Genomic DNA, 21,655 nt, shown 5'->3' with positions numbered 1-21,655 from the left:
TCGCGTCCGCCGGCCGCCTCAGGTTCACGTCGCGTCCGCCGGCCGCCTCAGGTTCACGCCGCGTCCGCCAGCCGCCTCACCGTCTCGGCGTACACGCGTGCGCCCTCGACGGCGTCCGCCCACTCGGTGAACTCGGCCTCGTTGTGGGTCTTCCCGTCGACGCTCGGCACGAACAGCATGGCGGTGTCCGTTATCTCGTTCACGTAGCTCGCGTCGTGGCCGGCCCCGCTCACCATCGCGCGGTGGGACGCGTCGACCGCGTCGTCGTAGCTGCGCACGTCGACGGTGAACCGGACCTCCGACGGGATGACGTTGATGGAGTTCGGCTCCACCTCGAGTTCCCCGACGGTCGTGACCACGTCGTCGGCGAAGCGGTTCGACAGCCGCCGGACCGCCGTGACGACGTCGGCCGCCGCGACGAGCGCGTCCTTCCGGGAGTACATCGGCGAGGGACCGGCGTGGTCGGCGTCGCCGTGGACCGTCACCTCGAGCCACGCCATCCCGAACACGCCCTCGACGATGCCGACCGAGAGTCCGTCATCCTCGAGTTTCGGCCCCTGTTCGACGTGGAGTTCGAGCGACGAGTGGTACTCCTCGCGGGGGCCGACCGGCTCGTCGCCCCGATACCCGGTCTCCTCGAGCGCCTCGGCGACCGTCACGCCGTCGGCGTCGGCGTGGCCGAGCACCTCCTCGAGATCGAGCTCGCCGGTGAACGCGCCGCTTCCCATCAGCGCCGGCTTGAACCGGGATCCCTCCTCGTTGGTCCAGTTCACGATCTCGATCGGTCGGCGATGCTCGACGCTCTCGTCGTCGAACGCGCGGAGCGTCTCCAGTGCGGAGAGAACGCCGAGCTGGCCGTCGAACCGGCCACCGTACGGTTGTGAGTCGAGGTGTGACGCGATCAACACCGGCTCGGCGTCGGGGTCGGTCCCCTCCGCGCGTCCGAAGACGTTGCCGATCCGATCGATCCGGACGTCGAGCCCGAGGTCCTCCAGGTCCGAGACGAACAGGTCGCGTACCTCCCGGTCCGCCTCGGAGAGCGCGAGCCGATGGAGGCCGTCGTTCTCGGTGCGGCCGATCTCGGAGTACCGTTCGAACGTCTCCCTGAACCGTTCGGGGTCGATGGTGACCATACGTCCCACTGCGTCGAAGGGGCAACTAAATCCAGCGGCCGGCGAACCGAGCGACGGGTCGGGTCCCGATCGTGGATCGGATTCGACCGCGAGCCGTCCCTCAGTCGTGGATCGCGACGTCGAGGACCGTCGGCCCGTCGCGCCGTCGAGCCTCCGTGATGGCGTCCGCGATCGCCTCGGGGTCGTCGACGAGTTCGCCCGTCGCACCGTAGCTCTCCGCGTTGGCGGGGATGTCCATCGGCGGCTCGAAGTCCATCGCGGTGAAGTCGTGGTCCCGCTCCTCGCCGCCCAACACCCGGAGCGTGTTGTCCTTCAGGATCCGGTAGTTCCGGTTGTCGGCGACGACCGTGGTGAGCCCCACGTCGTGTCGCACGGCCGAGTATATCGACTGCGGGTAGTAGAAGTACGAGCCGTCGCCGATGAACGCGACGACGTCGCGGGGATCGGGACGCTCGCGCTCGGCGATGGCGGCCCCGATCGCCGCGGGCAGCCCGTAGCCGAGCCCGCCGCTCTTGTTCCCGATCCACTGTTCGGGGCCGAGCGGGACGTTGTACTGGACGGAGCGTCCGGACGTGACCCCCTCGTTGACGATGAGCGCGTCCGAGGCCGCCTCCGCCATCGCCTCCCCGAGCTGACCCTTGGAGGCTCGCGGGTCGTCCGGGTCGGGACCGGCGGGGCGTCGGGCCTCGCGGAACTCGGCGACCCGCTCGCGGGCTCGCTCGAGCCTCGCGTCGCGCTCGCTCCCGGAGAGATCGCCGGAGACGAGTTCCGTGAGCTCGCGGAACACGTGTTCCGGGTCGCCGAGCACCGACGCGTCCGCGGGCCAGTTCTTCCCGAGCTCCCAGCCGTTCGGGCCGATCTGAACGATCGTCGCGTCCGGGAGGAGCTCCTCGTCGTGCGCGAGCGACGTCGTCGCCGAGCCGCAGCCGACGAAGACGACCGTGTCGCCGTCGACGGTCTCGATGAACCCGGGTTCGGTCCCCGGCACCGCCCCGCCCCACAGTTCGTGGTCGGTCGGGAAGTTCGACTCCGCGGTGATGAACTCGCCGTGGACCCGGGCACCGGCCGCCTCCGCGAAGTCGACGGCGGCCCGCACCGCGTCGGCGCCCGACCGGGCGACCTCGTCGCCGATCACCATCACGGGCTCGTCGGCGGCCGCCACGAGCCGCGCGGCGGCCGCGACGGCGTCGGGGTCGCCCCGGCCCGCGTCGGGGATCGGACCGAGACGCTGGACGCCGGCGTCGGTCTCGTCCGTCATCACGTCGACCGGTAGCTCGAGGAAGACGGGGCCGGTCGGGGGGGTGAGCGCCTGTCGAACCGCCCGTCGGAGCATCGCCGGGAGCGCCTCGACGGAGGGGATCGACGCGCTCCACTTCGTGTACTGGTCGACGAGCGCCTCGAGGTCGCCGTGGAGGATCGGCTCCTCGTGTTGGAAGTCCGTGCTGTAGTTGCCGGCGGTGACGAGAAGCGGCGAACCGGAGAAGGCCGCGCCGATGACGTTTCCGATACCGTGTGCGAGCCCCGGCGCGACGTGGAGGTTCGTGACGCCGAGCGGGTTCACCGAGTCGTCGTGGTGCGAGTGGTATCGTCGCGTCGTCGCGTAGCCGGCCGCCATCCCGGTCGCGACGTCCTCGTGGAGGGCGAGGACGTACTCGATCGAGCTGTCGGCGACCGCCTGAACCGTCGGAAGCTCCGTCGTTCCGGGGTTCCCGAAGACGTGTTCCACGCCGTACTCCTCCAACGCGCCGGCCAGATATTCAGCCCCGGTAACGGTCATGCTCGGGAGGACTCACCGGACGGAAAAAACCATTTGGGCATCGGAACGCCCGGCCGAGGAACGGTCGGATCGTCCGTCGAGCGGTCGAACCGTGCGTCGAACGATCGGATCGGACGAACGATCGGGTCGCACTTTTGGGCCGCCGGCCCGTACGCGCACCCATGACGCGCACAGTCGTCGTCGCCGGCGTCGGTCCGGGGCTCGGAGCGTCGATCGCACGGCGGTTCGCCGCCGAGGGGTGTCGAGTCGCGCTGTTCGCCCGATCCGCGGGGTACATCGAGGAGCTCGCGGCCGACCTTCCGGAGCCGGGCGAGGGGCTCGCGGTTCCGGTCGACCTCACCGACGTCGACGCGATCCGGGACGGGTTCGACGCGGTCCGTGAGGCGTTCGGCCCGGTGGACGTCCTCGTCAACCACGCGAGCGCGGCCTCCTGGACGGGGCTCATGGACACCAGCGTCGAGGAGTTCGAGGAGGCGTGGGCGGTCAACGGACGCGGCGCGTTCGTCTGTTCGCGGGAGGCCGTCTCCGACATGCTCGGGACGGGCGGCGGGACCGTGCTCTTCACCGGCGCGACGTCCGCGGTGCGGAGCCGCGGCGGGGCGATCGGCTTCACGGCCGCGAAGTTCGCCGCCCGCGGGATGGCGATGGACATCGCCCAGGAGTTCGGACCGGAGGGAGTTCACGTCGCCCACGTCGTCATCGACGGGCAGATCGACTCGCCGGCGGTCCGCGAGCGGCAGCCGGACCGCGAGGAGGAGACGTTCCTCGACCCCGACGAGTTGGCCGAGACGTACTGGCACCTCGTCGAGCGGGACGACGTCGGCACCCAACCCTTCGAGGTTCACGTCACGAACGGACCACGCCCGTCCGAGTTCATCTAGTCGGACGGGGAAGTCGCGTCGGGACGCCGGCGCTCCGATACGGTTTTGGGCCGTCCCGCGGAACGGCCCGTAAATGCTTTCCCGACAGTTCGTCCGGGAGAACCCCGAGACGGTCCGCGAGGCGCTCGAGAACAAGGGCGTCGACGTGGACCTCGACCGGATACTCGAGGTCGACGAGGAGTGGCGCGAGCTCAAGCGACGCGGCGACGACCTGCGTCACGAGCGCAACGAGGTCTCCTCGCGGATCGGCGACCTGAAACAGGAGGGGAAAGAGGAGGCGGCTCAGGAAGCGATCGAACGCTCCGGGGAACTCAAATCCGAGCTCCAGGACGTCGAGGACCGTGCCGAGGCGCTCGAATCCGAACTCGAGGAGTCGTTGCTCGAGCTGCCGCAGATCCCCCACGAGTCGGTGCCGGTCGGCGAGGACGAGTCCGAGAACGAGGAGGTGCGCCGGGAGGGGTTCGACGAACTGCGAGAACTCCCCGACGAGGTCGAGCCCCACTACGACCTGGGCGAGGACCTGGAGATCCTCGACTTCGAGCGCGGCGCGAAGGTCGCCGGGGGCGGCTTCTACGTCGCGAAGGGCGACGGCGCGCGCCTGGAGCACGCGCTGATCCAGTTCATGCTCGAGGTCCACCGCGAGCAGGGGTACACCGACGTGTTCCCGCCGATCCCGGTCAACTCCGCGTCGATGCGCGGAACCGGGCAGTTCCCCAAGTTCACCGAGGACGCCTACCGGCTCGAGGGGCGAAACGACGAGGCGTACGACGACGAGGACCTCTGGCTGCTCCCGACCGCGGAGGTCCCCGTCACGAACCTCCACCGCGAGGAGATCCTGCTTGGCGAGGACCTACCCCTGAAGTACCAGGCGTACACGCCGAACTTCCGACAGGAGGCCGGCGAACACGGCACGGAGACGCGCGGGATCGTCCGCGTCCACCAGTTCAACAAGGTGGAGATGGTGAACTTCGTGCGACCGGAGGAGAGCTACGAGCGGTTCGAGGGGCTCGTCGACGAGGCCGAGGAGGTGCTCCGCCGGCTCGATCTCCCCTACCGAGTGTTGGAGATGTGTACGGGCGACCTCGGGTTCACGCAGGCGAAGAAGTACGACCTCGAGGTGTGGGCTCCCGGAGACGACATGGAGGAGGGTCCCGCCGAGGGCGGCCGCTGGCTCGAGGTCTCCTCGGTCTCGAACTTCGAGGACTTCCAGGCGCGCCGCGCCGGGATCCGCTTCCGCGAGGAGCACCACGAGTCCGCCGAGCACCTTCACACGCTCAACGGCTCCGGGCTCGCGGTCCCGCGGATCGTCGTCGCGATCCTGGAGTACTACCAGAACGACGACGGCACCGTGACCGTCCCCGAGCCGCTCCGGCCGTACATGGGCGGCACGGAGGTCATCGAGGGCCACGACGCGGTCGGCGAGACGAAACTCGGCGGGGAGTGAACCGGCGGGCGATCACGCCGAGTCGAAGGAGAGCCGAACCGCCTCGCCGGCCTCGAGGTCGCCGGGGTCGACGACGTCGTCGTCCGCGGCGAATCCCTCGTGGAGGTGTTCGTAGCTCCGGTCGACCGCCTCGACGATCACCTTCGTGTCGCCGACGACGGGCATGAAGTTGGTGTCGCCGCCCCACCGTGGAACGACGTGGGTGTGGAGGTGGTCTATCGAGCCGCCGGCGGCCCCGCCGCCGAGGTTGATCCCGGTGTTGAAGCCGTCCGGATCGATCCCACGGCGCGAGGCCGCGAGCGTCGCCGACTTCAGCCGGGCGTGATCCAGCATCGTCTCGCCGTCGAGGTCCGTCCAGTCCTCGACGTGGGCGTCGGGTATCACCATCGCGTGTCCGGGGTTGTACGGCGCGTTGTTCAACAGAACGTAGTTGTGGTCGCTTCGTGCGACGACGCGGGCCTCCCGGGCGTCAGCGCGCTCCGGCAGGACGCAGAACGGGCAGCCGTCGATCGGGTCCGCGTCGCGTTCGACCCACTCGATCCGCCAGGGGGCGTAGATCCGGTCCATATCCGCTCGACGGGACGCGGGCGTTTCAAGGGCGGCGATCCCGTCACCCGTCCCGGAGCGACCACGCCTCGTGTGACTCCCGTCGACTCACGCGAACTCGACGCCGGTGATCTCGATTCGGGCACCGCCGTCCGGGCCCTCGACGGCGCGGACCTCCCAGCCGTGCGCGCCGGCGATCTCGGCGACGATCGCGAGTCCGAACCCCGTCCCCGAGTCGGCGGTCGAGTAGCCGCTCTCGAAGACGCGGTCGCGTTCGCCCTTGGGGATCCCGGGGCCGTCGTCGGCGACGTAGAAGCCGTCGCCGTCGTCGAGGATGCCGACGCGGATCGCGACGGACGCACCGTCGACGGCTCCGTGTTCGATCGCGTTCCCGAACAGGTTCTCGAGGAGCTGTCTGAGCCGATCCCGGTCGGCCACGATCGGCGGCGCGTCCTCGACCGAGAGAGTCGCGTCCCCGGTCGATACCTGCTTCCAGCAGAGCCGACTTACCTCGGCGAGCCCGACCGTCTGCATCGATTCGACCGACTCGCCCTGACGCGCGAGCGTCAACAGGTCGTCGATGAGCGCCTCCATCCGGGCGTGTGCATCGGCGATCGACTCGAGCCGATCGGAATCGCAGTCGTCGCGGACCAGCTCGAGGTTTCCACGCGCGACGGAGAGCGGGTTCCGGAGGTCGTGTGAGACGACGCTCGCGAACCGTTCCAGCTGGGCGTTCTGGCGCTCGAGTTCGCGTTCGTTCGCCTCGAGTTCGCGGGTTCGGTCCTCCAGTGTGGCCGTTCGGACCGTCGCTTTGGCTCGCTGAATACCCATCACGAGTCCGATCACGGAGCCGAGGGTCAGTCCGATGGCCTGGGTCCCGATCGACCACTCGACGGTGACCGCCGGGTGGAGGTCACGGAGGGCGATGAACCCGTACATCACGACGACGCCGCCGCCGGTCCACGCGACGATCCGTGGGTGATGTCGATCCGGGATCTCGGACCGGGGAAGCCAGTACCCGACGTAGACGAAGGAGGCACCCGGGATCCAAAAGAAGACGATATCGAGGGCCGCGACCAGGCCGGATCCGCCGTCGCGGATCACGTCGACCGCCAGCACCGTTCCGACGAGGAGGAGGATCACGCCGGAGACACAGACCGCGAGCGGGATCGGGGCGTCCCGGTCGAACGGGACGGAGATCCGACCGGCCAAGGACGACCTATCCATGTGATGATAGCCGTCGACGTTGCGTGGGAAATACTTATGGGTGGAACCGGTCGATCGCGGACGCTTCCGCGAGGCCAGGGATCACTCCGTGAGGAACCGGCCGGTCAGGAGTTGACCGACTCGAGGTACGTCGTAACGACCATCCGTCCCTTTCGGGTCAGCGTCGCCCCCGTCTCGCCGTCGACGACGAGTCCGGACTCCCGGAGCGAGTCGAGGATCATCGACGTTCGCGTGGCGTCGCCGGTGACGACCTGTGAGACCGACGCCTCGCCGCCGGCGGAGTAGATCGATACGAGAACCTCCAGTTCCTCCTCGGTCGGGTCGAGCTCCTCGACTTCGGTCCGGACCTCTTCGTACTCGAGTCTGAGGTATCGACCGAGCACGTTGAGGGCCCGCTCGTCGGGGACGGTGACGATCGACGTGACGGTCCGGTTCTCCGGGACGTGTCGGAAGACGAGCGCCGGTCGCCGTTTCCCGGCGAGCGTCCGGTCGGTTCGGTCGTAGTCGATGACCGTCGAGAGGTCCACCGAGAACGAGTCGTCGGTTCCGACGAAGCCGATCGCGCCGGGCGACAGCGACACCTTCGCGGTTCGATCGGTCGCGTCCGTGACCCGGCCGCCGACCTTCGCCGGGTGTCTGACGGTCACCGTCACGTCCCGCAACAGCGCCTTGAACAGCACGCGGGTGAACCGCTCCATGTCGTCCGACTCGCCCTCGACGAGGACGGTCGAACGCGTCCCGCCGCGCTCGTACGCGACGGTCACGCTGTCGCTGAAGAACGACTGGAGGTCTCCGGGAACCGTTCCGACCACCACGTCGAACACTCCCGAGAGCGGAACCGTCGTCCGCACGTCCGTCGTCGCGAGCACCAGTCTGCGCTGGCTCAACAGCACCCGTCCGCGGACCGGGTCGTCGCTCTCGACGTCGGACGTGTGTATCCGGCCGACGAAATCCGCCACCACCGACTCCTCCATCGACCGAGGTTGGGCGAGCGCCGTCTTTAGGCTTACCCGTCCTCTCTCAGAACTGATAGCGGTCGGTCGTCCCGGTTCTCGCGGTGCTCACGGTCTCCGCGCATCACGATTCCGGCGGACGGATGCCGGCTCGTTCGTTGCCGGACCACGGGAGGAACAGCAAAGCCTAATGAGGTGGGGGATGAAATCACGGCTGATGCCCACTGTAGAATACCTCAACTACGAAGTGCTCGACGACCACGGTTGGTCGATGGACGACGACGACCTCTTCGAGGAGGCCGCCGCCGCAGACCTCGACGCGGAGGACTACGGCTCCCTCGAGGTCAACCAGGGCGAATACATCCTCGAAGCGGCCGAGGCGCAGGGCTACGACTGGCCCTTCTCGTGTCGCGCCGGCGCGTGTGCGAACTGCGCGTCCATCGTCAAGGAGGGCGAGATCGAGATGGACATGCAACAGATCCTCTCCGACGAGGAGGTCGAAGAGAAGAACGTCCGGCTCACCTGTATCGGGAGCCCGGCCGCCGACGAGGTCAAGATCGTCTACAACGCGAAACACCTCGATTACCTCCAGAACCGCGTCATCTAACGTCGGCGTCGTACTCGTGTAACCCACACGAAACGACCCGATCGCACCGAAAACCACCCCGTCACGTCGGCGGCGTCCCGTCGAACGTTCTCGGGTCGTCCCGTCCCGACCGGCCGATCCGTCGGGATCGGCGGGTGAGCACTTCCGCTACTCGAGGAACTCTCGAACCACGTCCTCGAGGACGTTCCTCGCGATCTCGGCGTCCCCGAGGTCGATCGACTCGTCGACCGTGTGCGCCTGATCGAGGTCGCCCGGTCCCCACGTCACCGCCGGAATCCCGGCGTCGTTGACGAAGTTCCGCGCGTCGGTGGCGGCCTCGATACCCCATGGAGCGCCGACGTCCTCGCCCGCGCCGACGTCCTCGCCCGCGCCGACCGACTCGACGGACCGATCGCGAAGGATCGTCGCCAGCGGATGATCGACCGGGATCGACGAGGAGGCGTAGGTCTGGATCCGCGTCCACGACGTCTCGACGCCGTGTTCCTCCCGAACTCGATCGAGCAGGGCTTCGACCTCGGCGTCGACGGCGTCCGGTTCCTCGCCGGGGAGCACCCGCCTGTCGAGGACGAGTTCGGCGCGATCCGGGATCACCGCGAGGTTCGAGTCGGTTCCCGCCTCGATCTCGGTCACCGTCGCGAACGCGCCGCCACACAGCGATCCCTCGCGTGCGCGGAGTTCGGCGTCGTACTCGTCTATCGCGTCGAGCACCGGCCGTGCCCGGTCGATCGCGTTCGTTCCGGCGTCGGGCTGGCTCGCGTGCGTCGCCACGCCCTCGACGGCGACTCGATAGACCGAGAGCCCCTTGGTGCTCGTCGCGACGCGGAAGTCGGTGGGTTCGAGGACGATCCCGTAGTCGCCGTCGAACCCGCGCTCGAGGAGGGTTCGGGTGCCGGGGTCCGCCGTCTCCTCGCCCATCGACGCGTGGACGACGACGGAGCCGGACAGCTCGCCCGACCGGATCTCCGGCGCGAGATCGCGAGCGACGAGCATCGCGATCGCGACCCCCGTCTTCATGTCGGCGCTCCCCCGGCCGTGGAGCCGGCCGTCCTCGACGACGCCCCCGTAGGGGTCCGCGGACCACGCGTCGGCGTCGCCGGCGGGGACCACGTCGAGGTGGCCGTTCAACACCACCGTCGGGCCGTCCTCGCCCACGCGGGCCCCGACCTGCGGTCGGTCGGGATCGGGCTCCTCGAGCAGCGTCGCGTCGATCCCCGCCTCGCGGAACCAGTCGTACACGAACTCGGCGGCGGCTCCCTCGTTCCCGGGCGGGTTCTCCGTGGGGATCCGCACCAGGTCGCGGGCGAGACCCTCGAGTTCCGCCGAACGTTCCGGGACCGATCCTTCACTCACGAGCGACCACCCGCGCGGCCGTCGTCGATCCGTTCGGAGCCGGTCGCTCCTCGATCGTCGTCGCGGTCGGCCGTCTCGTCCGAGCGCCGTCACTGCGGGTCGGTGGGTCGTGTGCGGTCATCGTCCGTCGTTCGCGAGCGCCGATCGATAAAGCCCTCGGGCGACGCGTCGGAACCCGGTCGGATCAGTGGAGTCGGCTCGACCGCTTCCCTTCGTCGCGCTCCGACTCACACCTCGGTCTCGATGGCGGTCTCGGCCCGTTCGATCCCGACCTCGATCCGCGGTCCGAGCGCCGCCACGTCGGCGTCGTCGTACTCCCGAGTCCTCCCGCTCGTGAGGAGTTCGAGCGCCTCCTCGAGCGACGAGACGGCGGCCGCGAGGTGTTCGTTCGCCGCCTCTCCGTCGCCGCGTTGCGCGGTCCGTGCCGCCTCCGCGGCCTGCTCGTGCGCGCGCGACAGTCGATCGAGCACCGCGTCAGTGTCGCCGTCGGCATCACCGTCCGGATCCTCCCGTAACGACCGCGTCAGGTCGATGACGTCGGTCAACTCGTCGCGGAGCGCTCCGGCGAGCGACGCCTTCCCGGTCTCGACGCGTTCGCGGACTACCTCCGTGTCGTCGCCGAACGTCTCCGGGGTCACTCGATACGCGCCGGGACGCCCCTCCGAGTCGACCACCTCGACGGTGTAGCGTCCCTCCCGGTGGACCGCGACGGCGAACCGGTCCGCCTCGGTCGGCGCTCCGTCGTGGACGACGCCCGCGTAGTCCTCGGTCACGCAGACGTGAGCGATCCCCCGGGTCGATCGGCCGTCGCCGCGGATCCGTCCCGCGCCCTCGGTCGGGATGACGGTGAGCTCGCCGTCCGCGCCGGCCCGGAACGTTCCGCCCTCGTGGACGAACCGCTGGGCGACCGGAGCGAACCCCGGTCCGTTGACGACGAGGAGGTGCTCGCCGGGTTCGACCCCGAGGTACCCGAAGACGCCCCCGCGAGTGACCGTCGCGGTCGGTTCCTCGCTCGCGAGCCGCACGGCGACTTCGACCGGCAGCGCGTACCGCGACACGGCGATCGCGGAGCCGAGCGCGTCGCGCGCGTCGTCGCCGATCCCGTCGAGCGCCCCGTCCGCTCCGGAGCCCAGGTAGCGGACCCGGCCGACGACCCGGTTCGTGAGTCCCGACGGCGACTCGCCGTCGATCCGGCGTCGGTGCGCGGGGTCCGTGACGTCGGCGAGGGGGTCGGCGTACCGGGGCTGTTCCCACGGGATCCCCACGGACGTGATGTGGTCCGCGAACCGGTCCTCGGCGAATCCCGGGATCGCGAACTCGAAACTGAGTTGCGGGCCGACGAAGTCGACGATCGCCTCGGGAAGCGAACCCATCGGCTCGAGCTCGTACGTCGCGTCGGCCGGGGTAGAGCTATCGGGGTGAGTCAACACGAGACCCCGCTCCCGAAGCGGGAGGTCCGCCGGCGGGGTCGGCAGTCCGCGCCAGCCGCCGACGGTCACCCGCTCGTCGACGAAGTCCTCACGGTCGACCGACAGCGACGGGTGTTCGTGGAGTGGATGCCCGTCGAGCTCCGGCATGACGAACGGGAGCCTGGCCCCCTCGCCGCGGGGGAGTCCGTACGCGAACGGGGCCACCAGGCTCTCGGCGACCTCCAGGGCGTCGTTGGTCACGTCCGACTGCCAGTCGTCGCCCGGAAGCCGCTCGAAGCTCGGCCGAACCCCGTTGACCTCGCTGGCGCTCGAGTGTGAGCCGACCTCCGAGAGGATCCCCGGCCGACGGTCGGCCGCGAGGTCGGGTTCGAGGAACTCGTTGTTCGGTGTTCCGCGCGCGTGAGCGCTCGCCGACAACAACAGCGGCTCGCCCGTCTCGCGGTCGAGGAACACCTGGAGCAGTTCCCAGTCGTGCCAGTGGAAGTTCACCGTGAACTGGTCGAAGACGGAGTAGAACCAGTACTGGATCGCGTCGACGCCGTCGGCCGCCTCGACGACCCGGTAGAACACCGTCGGTGCCGGCGGCGACCCCGTCTCGCGGAACCGTCGCGAGTACTCCTCGAGCGCGCGAAAGCCGTCGACGACCGGACCGTCGGCGGAGTCGACGACGTACGGACGAGGATCGGTGGGGAACCACTTCTCGAGGGCGCCGAAGTAGAGGTCGGGCGCGTACCGCTCGACGATCGCGGGGATCTCGGCGAGCGGCTCCTCGTCGTCCGACTGGTCCTCGGATCCGTTCCCGTCGTCCGCCGACGGTTCGGGCGTGGGGCGGTCCGGTTCCGACGGCTCCTCCGGCCCGGAGAACGCCCACGCCCCGACGACGCCGCCCCCGCCCAGCGCCGCGAGCCCCGCGTACGCCAGGAGCCGGCGGCGTCGTCCGTCGGCCGCGTCCCCGTCGGTCTCGTTCCCGGCGATCGGATCCCCGCCGGTCGTGCCCGCATCGACCGTCCCCTCGTCGTCACCCCCGTTCGTGTTCGACATCTCGAATCTCCCACGAAATACGCGAGCGGGGTATAATTACCTTCCTCAGGGTCATACCCTCCTCGGCGGTCGGACCGACGGCGGTCGGTCCCCGGTCGTCCGTCTCGCGTGCCGAACCCTCGCTCACCGTTTTAAGCCCCCGTCGTGACGTACCGGTATGACCACGACTCGATCGAACGGCGACGTGGCGCGGAGGGGACGATGACGGACCTCGTCGTCTCCGGGTCGCGGCTCCTGCTCGCGTTCGTTTTGGTCGTCCTGAACGGCTTCTTCGTCGCCTCGGAGTTCGCGTTCGTCCGGATCCGCTCGACGTCGGTCGAGCAGCTCGCGGAGGAGGGTCGTCCGGGCGCGGAAACCCTCCAGGAGGTGATGGCGAACCTCGACGACTACCTCGCGGTGACACAGCTCGGGATCACGCTCGCGTCCCTCGGTCTGGGGTGGGCGGGCGAGCCCGCGATCGCGTCGCTCATCGAGCCCGTTCTGGAGCCGCTGCTCCCGGCGAACCTGATCCACCTCGTCGCGTTCGGGATCGGGTTCAGCTTCATCACGTTTCTCCACGTCGTCTTCGGCGAGCTCGCGCCGAAGACGATCGCCATCGCGGAGGCCGAACGGCTCTCGCTTTTCGTCGCGCCGCCGATGAAGCTCTGTTATCTGCTGTTTTACCCCGGACTCGTCGTGTTCAACGGGACGGCCAACGCGTTCACGCGGCTCATCGGCGTCCCGCCGGCCTCCGAGACCGACGAGACTCTGGACGAGCGCGAGATTCGACGGGTGTTGGCACGCGCCGGCGAGGCCGGTCACGTCGACGAGGCGGAGGTGGAGATGATCGATCGCGTCTTCGAGACCGACGACACGGACGTCACCGAGGTCATGGTCCCCGTCCCGGACGTGGTGAGCGTCCCGACCGACGCCTCCCTGTCGGAGATCAGGGACACGATCCGCGAGGCCGGCCACACGCGCTACCCGGTCGTCGAAGCCGACGACGAGGGGCGCGTGGTCGGCTTCCTCGACGCCAAGGACGTCCTCGGCGCCGTCGATCCGGACGGCGGCGGGACCGCGACGGCCGGCGACCTCGCACGCGAGGTCCTCGTCGTCCCCGAGACGACGACGGTGGCGGAGCTGCTCGTCCGCTTCCAGGACGAACGTCGTCAGTTGGCGGTCGTGATCGATGAGTGGGGCGCGTTCGAGGGGCTCGTCACCGTCGAGGACGCGGTCGAGACGATCGTCGGCGACCTCCGCGACGGCTTCGACATCGAGGAGGGAGAACCCTCGATCCGCCGGCACGGGGACGTGGGATACGAGATCGACGGAGGTGTTCCCCTCTCGACGGTCAACGACACGCTCGGCGTCGACTTCGAGGGCGTCGGCTTCGACACCCTCGGCGGCCTGGTGTTCGACCGGCTCGGCCGCCCGCCCGAGGTCGGTGACGTCGTCTCGGAGGACGGCTACACGATCGAAGTGCTGGCGGTCGACGGTGCTCGCGTCTCCACGGTCCGGATCCGGCAGGAGGACGGAGGAGACGGGGAAAACGACGCCGAGTAGCCGCGCGCGACTCGCTCGCACGGCCTGTCTCGAGTCGTAACGGTTATCAGTCGAAACGGGGTACGTGAGGGTGCGTGTCCGGGTTAGGGTAGTGGACTATCCTTCAGCCTTGTGGAGGCTGAGACGCGGGTTCGATTCTCGCACCCGGACCTTACGGCGGAGCAGTCCCCCGTTTCTCGGTTCTCAACACCAAGAGAACCTCATGCCTCAAGTCACAAAGGCGGGTTTCCGAGTCGTCACCAAGCCAGCCGAAAAACACCCGTCAGAACGCCAGCTCACGGACTACCGAGAACACCGAGAACGCTTCATCGACTGGATGATGAACATCGGGAAAGATCCCGATCACGGAGAGGGCTACGCATACGACACGGCGAATTCGCGAGCGTACCGACTCGACAAGTTCTACAGATACGTCCGGACGGAACAGGAGGAACGCTACACGACCGAGATCACACACGACCACGCGAGACGAGCGTTAGCGAGTCTCGCTCGGATCGGTTTTTCGGGTGACCGGGGAACGCAAGGGTGGTCGCGGTCCGCTTCGCGTGTCGCCGTCGCCGCCGCGGAGTCGACGCGACGGTCGCGGTGGCCGAGGGACGATCGAAGTCCGTGGCGAGCGTCTCGCGGTTCGGTGAACGCGGTCGGTCGCAACGATCTCTGCCGGAAGACGCAGCCCCATGTATCCCACCACCTTCCGGGAGAGTATCCGTGGTCTCAACGCCGTCGATAGCGGGGAGCGATTCGGGGATCGTCCGGGAGCGACCGTTCCAGCTACTGCTTCTCATCAACGTCCTCCCGCCGCTCGGGACCGCGCTCCTCTCGCCGGTGTTGGGATCGCTCGTCGAGCCGCTCGGGGCGTCGGCGGCGAACGTCGGGCTGTTGATGTCGGCGTTCACCGGGCCGGCCGTGGTCGTCATCCCGATCGCCGGGGTGATCGCGGATCGATACGGCCGACGGCCGGTCCTCGTCTTCGGGCTGGTGTGGTTCGGGCTGACCGGGACCGCGATTGCGTTCGTCTCGACGTTCGCCGCGGCGCTCGCCCTCCGCCTCCTCCAGGGGATCGGGTTCGCCGCGCTCACGCCGATCATCATCACGAGTCTCGGCGACCTCTACGCGGGCACGAAGGAGGCGACCGCACAGGGACTCCGGTTCACCGGATCGGGCCTCTCACAGACGGTCTTTCCGCTCATCGCGGGCGTCCTCGTCGGGTTCGCGTGGCAGTACCCGTTCCTCCTCTACGCGCTCGCGTTCCCGATCGCGGCGGTTGTCTACCTCCGGTTCGAGGAGCCGATGGACGAGGACGCGAAGGGAGGGTCCGGGGACGACCTCCGGACGCAGCTCGCCGATCTCCGATCCCTCGTGGCTCACCGGCGCGCGTGGACCATCGTCGTCGCTCGCGGGACGGCGAACCTCGCGTGGTTCGGCTTCCTCACCTACAACTCGATCGTCGTCGTCGACGTGCTCGGCGGGACGCCCGCACAGGCCGGGGTGCTCGCGGCGCTCGCCAGCCTCACGTACGCGCTCTCGGCGACTCAGACGGGCCGGATCTCGGCGGCCTTCGACGACCGACTCTACCCGCTCATCGCGGCGAACGCCTCGATGGGTGCCGGGATCGGGCTCGTCTTCCTCGCGACCGCGCTCCCGCTCGCCGCGCTCGGAGTCGTCCTGATGGGGGCGGGGTTCGGGGTCGTGTTGTCGATCTACCGGAGCATCGTCACCGATCTGGCCCCGCCGGCGCTGCGGGGCGGGCTCGTGAGCCTGAGCGAGGGGACCGGCCGGGCGAGCGCGACGCTGACGCCGATACTCATGGGCGGCGCCATCGCGATCACCGGCTCGTGGCTCGGGTTCGTCCCCGCCGTCCGCGCCGTCGGCGTCGCGACCGGCGTCGTCGGCGCGGTCGGCGGGATCGGCTGTCTGGTGTTGATGAGCCGAGCGCCGCCGATCCGGGTGGACGGCTGATCCGCTTCCCGCTCCGACCGCGGGTACTTTGTCCCCCCGCGGCGACCCCCGGACGATGAACGCGGAGCCGACCACCACCGACATCGCGGTGCTCGACCACGACGCACACGGGATCCCGGCCGCCGACTACGTCTCGATCCTGCGCGAGCGACTCCCCGACCACACGGTCCGTCTGGTTCGGACCGACGCGGAGCGGCGTCGATACCTCGCCGAGGCACCCGTCGTCGCCGGAGTGCGTCTGACCGACGAGGACCTGGGGGTCGCGGAGGACATGCAACTGTTCGCGTGTAACGCCGCGGGCGTCGACCACCTGCCGCTCGAGGAGCTCGCCGAACGCGGGATCGCGGTGACGAACGCCTCCGGCGTCCACGGACCGAACATCGCCGAACACGTGCTCGGGTGGATCCTGACGTTCGTCCGCCGCCTCGACGAGGGACGCCGACGACAGCGACGCCGCGAGTGGCGTCGGTTCCAGTCGTTCACCGAGCTGACGGGGAGCACCGTCACCGTCGTCGGCCTCGGCGCGATCGGCGAGACGATCGTCGAACGACTCGAGGGGTTCGACGTGGAGACGATCGGGGTCCGACACACTCCCTCGAAGGGCGGACCCACCGACGAGGTCCTCGGGTACGACGACCTCCCGGAGGCGCTGGTTCGGACCGACGTGCTCGTCCTCTCGTGTCCGCTGACCGAAACGACGGCGGGGCTGGTCGGCGAGGACGAGTTCGAGGCGCTCCCGAACGACGCGGTCGTGGTCAACGTCGCGCGCGGCGGCGTCGTCGACACCGAGGCGCTGGTGTCCGCGATACGCAACAACGGGATCCACGGGGCGGGCCTCGACGTCACCGACCCCGAGCCGCTCCCCGAGGACCATCCGCTCTGGGGCTTCGAGAACGTCTTCCTCACGCCGCACGTCTCCGGTCACACCCCGAAGTACTGGGAGCGGCGGGCCGACGTGCTCGTGGACAACGTCGAGCGGGTGGCCGAGACGGGGGAGTACGAGGACCTCCGAAACCGGGTCGCCTGACCGACGTCGCGGATACGATGACGGTGCGGGGGCGCGCCCGGGAGCGGGCCGAAGGCCCGTGACCGGAACGCGAGGGAGTCGCTGGCGCGGAACTGCGCCAGCGATGAGGCTGGAGAGGCGTGGGGTGCGGAGCGGTCGCGGTCGGGTGGGCTTTGATCGTGTTCACCGTAGTCACGCTGCGGTCGAGTACAACCGAGCGACTGGGACTTTGGAGGTGTGAGAGGACGTCATAGATCACCTCACGAGCTGATCGTTTCATCACTCCTCACCCCGATCTCTCGGTCGAACGAACCTACGTCTCGGCCATCGAGGGGAATCAGTTAGAGTGACAGGGAGTCTCGAATCGAGGTGATGAGACCGCCTGAGGAGTCCGTATTCGTCCGTTCCTCCTCAACGAGGCGTTCGACCTCGTCGAACAGCGTTTCCACTTTGGCCTCGATCTCGTCTCGGACATCACGGACGATCTCCATGTCCCGTCCATCCGGATTAGTGACGTCCCATTCGTGGGATTTCACGCCGTACTGCGCAGGGTCGAATTGCATGATGGAGCATCCCATGGTAACCAGATAATCGCTGTTTTCGAGTTGTTCGAGTTCTGCAACCCACTTCGGGTTCCGATCAGCGATGTCGATTCCAACCTCTGCCATCGCGTCGACGACCTCCTCGTGAACGGTGTCAGCCGGGTCCGTTCCACCCGAGTGTATCTCAACGAGATCCTCTAACCCCCGTTCGGAGCGCTCACGCTCCGCGAAGGCCGCTGCCATCTGACTCCGTCCCGCGTTGTGGACGCAGATGAAATCGAGGCGTATCCTGTCGTTTGCTATCATAGCACGACGTCCTCTCGTACGGGTAAGACGATTACTATGAGACGTATATATCGGTATATATCGTCAGCGGCGCAGTACGCGGTACGTCTGTCACATGTATTGAACGATTCCCACGGAACGACAGGTGTGTGCCAACCGTTCCATGACTCCCTGAACGTTCACGAAAACGATCGGATCCGGCCAACCGATCCGGGGGTCACCGAACGCCGGATCGTCAGTTCGGTTATCTCACTGGTACGCCTGGAGTCCGGTGAGGTCCTCGCCGAGGATGAGCGTGTGGATGTCGTGGGTTCCCTCGTACGTGTAGACGGTCTCCATGTTGGCCATGTGCCGCATCGGGGAGTAGTCGGCCGTGATCCCGTTGCCGCCGAGCATCTCGCGGGCGATCCGCGACTGGTCGCGGGCGGTCCGGACGTTGTTCCGTTTGGCCATCGAGACGTGTTGCGGGCGCATCTCGCCCGCCTCCTTGAGCTCGGCGAGCCGGTGGGCGAGGAGTTGCGCGAGCGTGATCTGCGTCGCCATCTCCGCGAGCTTGCGCTGTTGGAGTTGGAAGCCGCCGATGGGCCTCCCGAACTGCTCGCGGTCGGTGGCGTACTCGCGGGCGGTCTCGAAGCAGTCCTGGGCCGCGCCGACCGCGCCCCACGCGATGCCGTACCGCGCCTGCGTGAGACACGACAGCGGCCCCTTCATCCCCGAGACGCCGGGTAGGCGGTTCTCCTCGGGTATCCGGGCGTCCTGGAGGCTGACCTCGCCGGTGATCGACGCGCGGAGACTGAGCTTCTCGTCGATCTTGTTGGTCGTGACGCCGTCTCGGTCCGTCTCGACGAGGAACCCGCGGACGGGCGTCCCCTCCTCGCTGTGGTCCTTCGCCCAGACGAGCGCGACGTCGGCGATCGGCGAGTTCGTGATCCACGTCTTCGTGCCGTTCAGGACGTACTCGTCGCCGTCCTTCTCGGCGCGGGTCTCCATCGCCGAGGGGTTCGACCCGTGTTCGGGCTCGGTGAGGCCGAAACAGCCGACCGCCTCGCCCTCGCCGAGGGCGGGCAGCCACTCCTCCTTCTGCTCGTCGCTGCCGAACGAGTGGATCGGATACATCACGAGCGCGCCCTGGACGCTCGCCATCGAGCGGAGCCCCGAGTCACACGCCTCCAGCTCGCGCATCAGGAGCCCGTAGGAGGTCTCGCTCACGCCCGGGAGACCGTATCCCTCGAGGTTCGGCGCGTAAAACCCCATCTCGCCCATCTTCGGGATGAGCTCCGTCGGGAATGTGCCCTCGATCCAGTGTTCCCCCATGTCGTCGACCTCCCCCTCGACGAACGAGCGCGCGGAGTCGACGAGCAGTCGCTCCTCTTGGGTGAGTGATGCCTCCAAATCGAAATAATCGATCATGTACGGGGTTACGTATCCACGAATAAATAACCCTACTTCCCGGAACGACGCGGTCGGGGAAACGCTCCGGATCGTCGGTCTCGGGGAGGCCGACGAGTCGAGAACGATGCCGACGACTCGAGGGGGCGGCCGAGTCGAGCCTCAGAACCCGGTCGTGCCCTCGAGGAGGTGTTCGTCGACGACGTCCATGTCGAGTTCGATCCCCAGCCCCGGCTCCTCGGGGACCGCGATCCGGCCCTCGTCGATCAGCGGCTCGTCGCGGACGAGGAGGTCGTCCCACCAGTCGACCTCGAGCGCGTGGTACTCCAGGAGATCGAAGTTCGGGGTCGCCGCGCCGAGGTGGACGCAGGCCATCGTCCCGACCGGGCTACAGACGTTGTGCGGCGACATCGGCATGTAGTTCTCCTCGGCCCGGTCGGCGATCCGCATCGTCTCGTGGAGCCCGCCGACCGTCGTCGGGTCGGGCGTGACGACGTCGACGCCGTGGTCGTAGATCAGGTCCGAGAGCTCGAACACGCGGAACCGGTTCTCGCCGGTCGCGACCGGCGTCCGCGTGGCCTTCGTCACCTCCTTCTGTGCGCCCATGTTCTCCGGCGGGACGAGGTCCTCGAGCCACATCAGGTCGAACTCCTCCAGCTCGTAGGCCAGCCGTTTGGCGCTTTCGACGGAGTAGTCCCAGTGGCAGTCGAACGCGAGGTCGACGTCGTAGCCGATCTCCTCGCGTACCGCCTCGACGATCTCGCGTTTCTCGCGGATGGCCGCGTTCGTCAGCCGCCCGTTGTACGGGTCGTTCTCGTTGTCGGCGGGGAGGTCGAGGTCGAACTTGAGCGCCGAAAAGCCCATGTCGACCACGCGGGCCGCCTCGGCGGCGTACGCCTCCGGGGAGTACGCCTCGGCGTCCGCGTAGGCCGTCGCGCCGTCCTCGACCGCGTACGCCTCGCCGGCGTGACAGTCGCAGTAGAGCCGGACCTCGTCGCGGTACTTCGACCCGAGGAGCTGGTAGACGGGGAGATCGAGGATCTTTCCGGCGGCGTCCAGAAGCGCGACCTCGATGCCGGACGCGGCGGTGACGACCTTACCGGTGGTGCCGCCGTGGCCGGACATCTCCTGGAAGATATAGCGAACGAGTCGCTCCACGTCGAGCGGGTTCTCCCCCACGAGGAACCGGTTCGTGTACTCGACGAGTTCGGGGATCCCGCCGCCACGATACGACTCGCCGATCCCGGTGACCCCGGCGTCGGTCTCCACCTTGATCAGGTTCCACTCGAAGTTACCCTCGACGACGCAGGCGTCGATGCTCGTGATCTCGACGTCCCGGTCCGCGTCGCGAACGTCGATCCGATCGGAGAAGTCCCTCATGCGCTGAACTCCTCCAGTGCGTCCTCGTCGAGCGTCACGCCGTGACCCGGCTCAGTGGGCATCGCGATCCGGCCGTCGTCGCCGGGCGCGAGCGGCTCCGCGACCACGTCGTCGAACGCCTTCACGTCCATGTCGCGGTAGAAGTACTCGATCCAGAGGCCGTTGTCGATCGCCCCGAGCAGCGACGTGTGGATGTTCCAGTTGTAGTGGGGCGCGATCGGCACGTCGTAGGCGGCGGCGTAGTTCGCGATCCGGAGCCACTCCGTGATCCCGCCGCAGACGGTCACGTCGGGCTGGAGGATCGTCGACGCGCCCGTGTCGTGGAGCCGCGCGAAGTTGTGGCGGGTCCCCTCGAGTTCGCCGGTGGCGACCGGGTAGTCGATGGCGTCGTTCACCTCCGCCATCGTCTCCACGCGGTCTATCATCACCGGCTCCTCGATGAAGTACGGGTCGTACGGCTCGAAGGCGCGGCAGGCGCGGACCGCCTCGGTCGTCGACTCCCAGACGCCATTGGCGTCGAGGAGCAGGGTCGTTTCCGACCCCACCTCGTCGCGGACGGCGGCGACGCGCTCGACCTCCTCGTCGACCGAGAGCCGACCGACCTTCATCTTCACCACGCCGTGACCCTCCTCGACGTAGCGGCGCACCTCCGCGCGCAGGGCCTCGTGGCCCTTCTCGTCGCGGTAGTAGCCGCCGCTGCCGTAGGAGGGAACCGACTCGCTGTTGCCGCCGAGCAGCTTGTACAGCGGCTGGTCCGCGGCCTTCGCCTTCAGATCCCACAGCGCCATGTCGACGGTGGAGATGGCGCGCAACATGACGCCCATCCGCCCGATCTGGACGTTGCCCTCGTACATCTCGCGCCAGAGCCGGGTGGTGTCCCGCGGGTCCTCGCCCGCGACGATCGGCTCGAGCATCGACTCGACCGCGTCCGCGACGAGGTGGGCACCCTCGTAGCCCAGCGAGTAGCCGACACCCTCGAGGCCGTCGGCGGTTCGAACGTACGTTATCGCGTGGTCCCGATAGGTGAGCGTCCGGTTGGAGAAGGAGACGGGCGACTCCAACGGGAGCTCGATCGGGAACGACTCGACTTCTGTTATCTCCATGGGTGCCCGCGTAACCCCGGCGATAAATAATTCTGTATACGGGCAAGTACGACCCGTCCC

The 21,655-nt window shown here is 68.4% G+C and carries 18 protein-coding genes and 1 tRNA gene; 7 read left to right on the top strand and 12 right to left on the bottom strand.

The features are described from left to right. Window positions 1-53: 53 nt before the first annotated feature. Window positions 54-1,133 (bottom strand): Zn-dependent hydrolase, encoded by a 1,080-nt coding sequence (locus OKW78_RS11635; protein WP_281195330.1) that lies wholly within the window; start codon window positions 1,131-1,133, stop codon window positions 54-56. Between the two features lie 100 nt (window positions 1,134-1,233). After that, window positions 1,234-2,910, bottom strand: coding sequence for a thiamine pyrophosphate-binding protein (locus tag OKW78_RS11630; protein WP_281195329.1), 1,677 nt, complete (start codon window positions 2,908-2,910; stop codon window positions 1,234-1,236). Window positions 2,911-3,071: 161 nt separating this feature from the next. On the opposite strand from OKW78_RS11630, the gene OKW78_RS11625 reads away from it, so the two are divergent. Together OKW78_RS11625 and serS are read left to right on the top strand one after the other, a co-directional pair. Further along, entirely contained in the window at window positions 3,072-3,791 is a 720-nt protein-coding gene (locus OKW78_RS11625; RefSeq protein ID WP_281195328.1) for an SDR family NAD(P)-dependent oxidoreductase, read from the top strand. Window positions 3,792-3,864: 73 nt separating this feature from the next. After that, window positions 3,865-5,235 carry a serine--tRNA ligase gene (gene serS / locus OKW78_RS11620; RefSeq protein ID WP_281195327.1) on the top strand — a complete coding sequence of 457 codons (1,371 nt, stop codon included), beginning with the start codon at window positions 3,865-3,867 and terminating at the stop codon, window positions 5,233-5,235. A gap of 12 nt (window positions 5,236-5,247) precedes the next feature. On the opposite strand, the gene OKW78_RS11615 is transcribed toward serS, so the two are convergent. The 3 genes from OKW78_RS11615 to OKW78_RS11605 all read right to left on the bottom strand — a co-directional run bounded on the left by OKW78_RS11615 (window position 5,248) and on the right by OKW78_RS11605 (window position 7,982). Next, window positions 5,248-5,802, bottom strand: coding sequence for an HIT domain-containing protein (locus OKW78_RS11615; RefSeq protein WP_281195326.1), 555 nt, complete (start codon window positions 5,800-5,802; stop codon window positions 5,248-5,250). Between the two features lie 87 nt (window positions 5,803-5,889). Next, window positions 5,890-7,008, bottom strand: a complete 1,119-nt coding sequence (locus OKW78_RS11610; RefSeq protein WP_281195325.1) for a HAMP domain-containing sensor histidine kinase — start codon at window positions 7,006-7,008, stop codon at window positions 5,890-5,892. Window positions 7,009-7,112: 104 nt separating this feature from the next. Next, window positions 7,113-7,982, bottom strand: a complete 870-nt coding sequence (locus tag OKW78_RS11605) for a CheF family chemotaxis protein (protein ID WP_281195324.1) — start codon at window positions 7,980-7,982, stop codon at window positions 7,113-7,115. 196 nt (window positions 7,983-8,178) lie between these two features. On the opposite strand from OKW78_RS11605, the gene fer reads away from it, so the two are divergent. Next, the gene (gene fer / locus OKW78_RS11600; protein ID WP_122106058.1) at window positions 8,179-8,568 is read left to right on the top strand and encodes a ferredoxin Fer; all 390 of its coding nucleotides are present in this window, start codon (window positions 8,179-8,181) and stop codon (window positions 8,566-8,568) included. 147 nt (window positions 8,569-8,715) lie between these two features. Here the strand turns inward: fer and OKW78_RS11595 are convergent, their stop codons facing one another. The 3 genes from OKW78_RS11595 to OKW78_RS11585 all read right to left on the bottom strand — a co-directional run bounded on the left by OKW78_RS11595 (window position 8,716) and on the right by OKW78_RS11585 (window position 12,389). After that, on the bottom strand, window positions 8,716-9,918 hold the full coding sequence (locus tag OKW78_RS11595) for a M20 family metallopeptidase (RefSeq protein WP_281195323.1): 1,203 nt from the start codon (window positions 9,916-9,918) through the stop codon (window positions 8,716-8,718). Further along, on the bottom strand, window positions 9,911-10,039 hold the full coding sequence (locus tag OKW78_RS11590; protein ID WP_281195322.1) for a hypothetical protein: 129 nt from the start codon (window positions 10,037-10,039) through the stop codon (window positions 9,911-9,913). Before OKW78_RS11590 ends, OKW78_RS11595 begins: the two co-directional genes overlap by 8 nt. 106 nt (window positions 10,040-10,145) lie before the next feature. Further along, window positions 10,146-12,389, bottom strand: a complete 2,244-nt coding sequence (locus OKW78_RS11585) for a hypothetical protein (protein ID WP_281195321.1) — start codon at window positions 12,387-12,389, stop codon at window positions 10,146-10,148. 201 nt (window positions 12,390-12,590) lie between these two features. On the opposite strand from OKW78_RS11585, the gene OKW78_RS11580 reads away from it, so the two are divergent. From OKW78_RS11580 to OKW78_RS11565, 4 genes are all read left to right on the top strand, one after another. After that, window positions 12,591-13,931, top strand: a complete 1,341-nt coding sequence (locus OKW78_RS11580; RefSeq protein WP_281195320.1) for a hemolysin family protein — start codon at window positions 12,591-12,593, stop codon at window positions 13,929-13,931. Window positions 13,932-14,008: 77 nt separating this feature from the next. After that, a tRNA-His gene (locus OKW78_RS11575) sits at window positions 14,009-14,081 on the top strand. 558 nt (window positions 14,082-14,639) lie between these two features. Then, window positions 14,640-15,890, top strand: a complete 1,251-nt coding sequence (locus OKW78_RS11570; RefSeq protein ID WP_281195319.1) for an MFS transporter — start codon at window positions 14,640-14,642, stop codon at window positions 15,888-15,890. Window positions 15,891-15,945: 55 nt separating this feature from the next. Then, window positions 15,946-16,917, top strand: a complete 972-nt coding sequence (locus OKW78_RS11565) for a D-2-hydroxyacid dehydrogenase (protein ID WP_281195318.1) — start codon at window positions 15,946-15,948, stop codon at window positions 16,915-16,917. Window positions 16,918-17,237: 320 nt separating this feature from the next. Here the strand turns inward: OKW78_RS11565 and OKW78_RS11560 are convergent, their stop codons facing one another. The 4 genes from OKW78_RS11560 to OKW78_RS11545 all read right to left on the bottom strand — a co-directional run bounded on the left by OKW78_RS11560 (window position 17,238) and on the right by OKW78_RS11545 (window position 21,595). Next, a complete protein-coding gene (locus OKW78_RS11560) occupies window positions 17,238-17,744 on the bottom strand; it encodes a low molecular weight phosphatase family protein (RefSeq protein WP_281195317.1) in 507 nt (168 codons plus the stop codon). Between the two features lie 228 nt (window positions 17,745-17,972). Beyond that, window positions 17,973-19,133 (bottom strand): acyl-CoA dehydrogenase family protein, encoded by a 1,161-nt coding sequence (locus OKW78_RS11555; RefSeq protein WP_281195316.1) that lies wholly within the window; start codon window positions 19,131-19,133, stop codon window positions 17,973-17,975. Window positions 19,134-19,274: 141 nt separating this feature from the next. Continuing rightward, window positions 19,275-20,492 (bottom strand): mandelate racemase/muconate lactonizing enzyme family protein, encoded by a 1,218-nt coding sequence (locus tag OKW78_RS11550; RefSeq protein WP_281195315.1) that lies wholly within the window; start codon window positions 20,490-20,492, stop codon window positions 19,275-19,277. Continuing rightward, on the bottom strand, window positions 20,489-21,595 hold the full coding sequence (locus OKW78_RS11545; protein ID WP_281195314.1) for a mandelate racemase/muconate lactonizing enzyme family protein: 1,107 nt from the start codon (window positions 21,593-21,595) through the stop codon (window positions 20,489-20,491). The genes OKW78_RS11550 and OKW78_RS11545 overlap by 4 nt, the downstream gene beginning before the upstream one ends. Window positions 21,596-21,655: the final 60 nt, after the last annotated feature.

The sequence above is a fragment of the Halorubrum sp. F4 genome (genome assembly GCF_027257195.1).
GTDB lineage: Archaea > Halobacteriota > Halobacteria > Halobacteriales > Haloferacaceae > Halorubrum.
The sequence above is the reverse complement of the archived record's forward strand: the minus strand, read 5'-3'. Positions and strand labels throughout refer to the sequence as shown.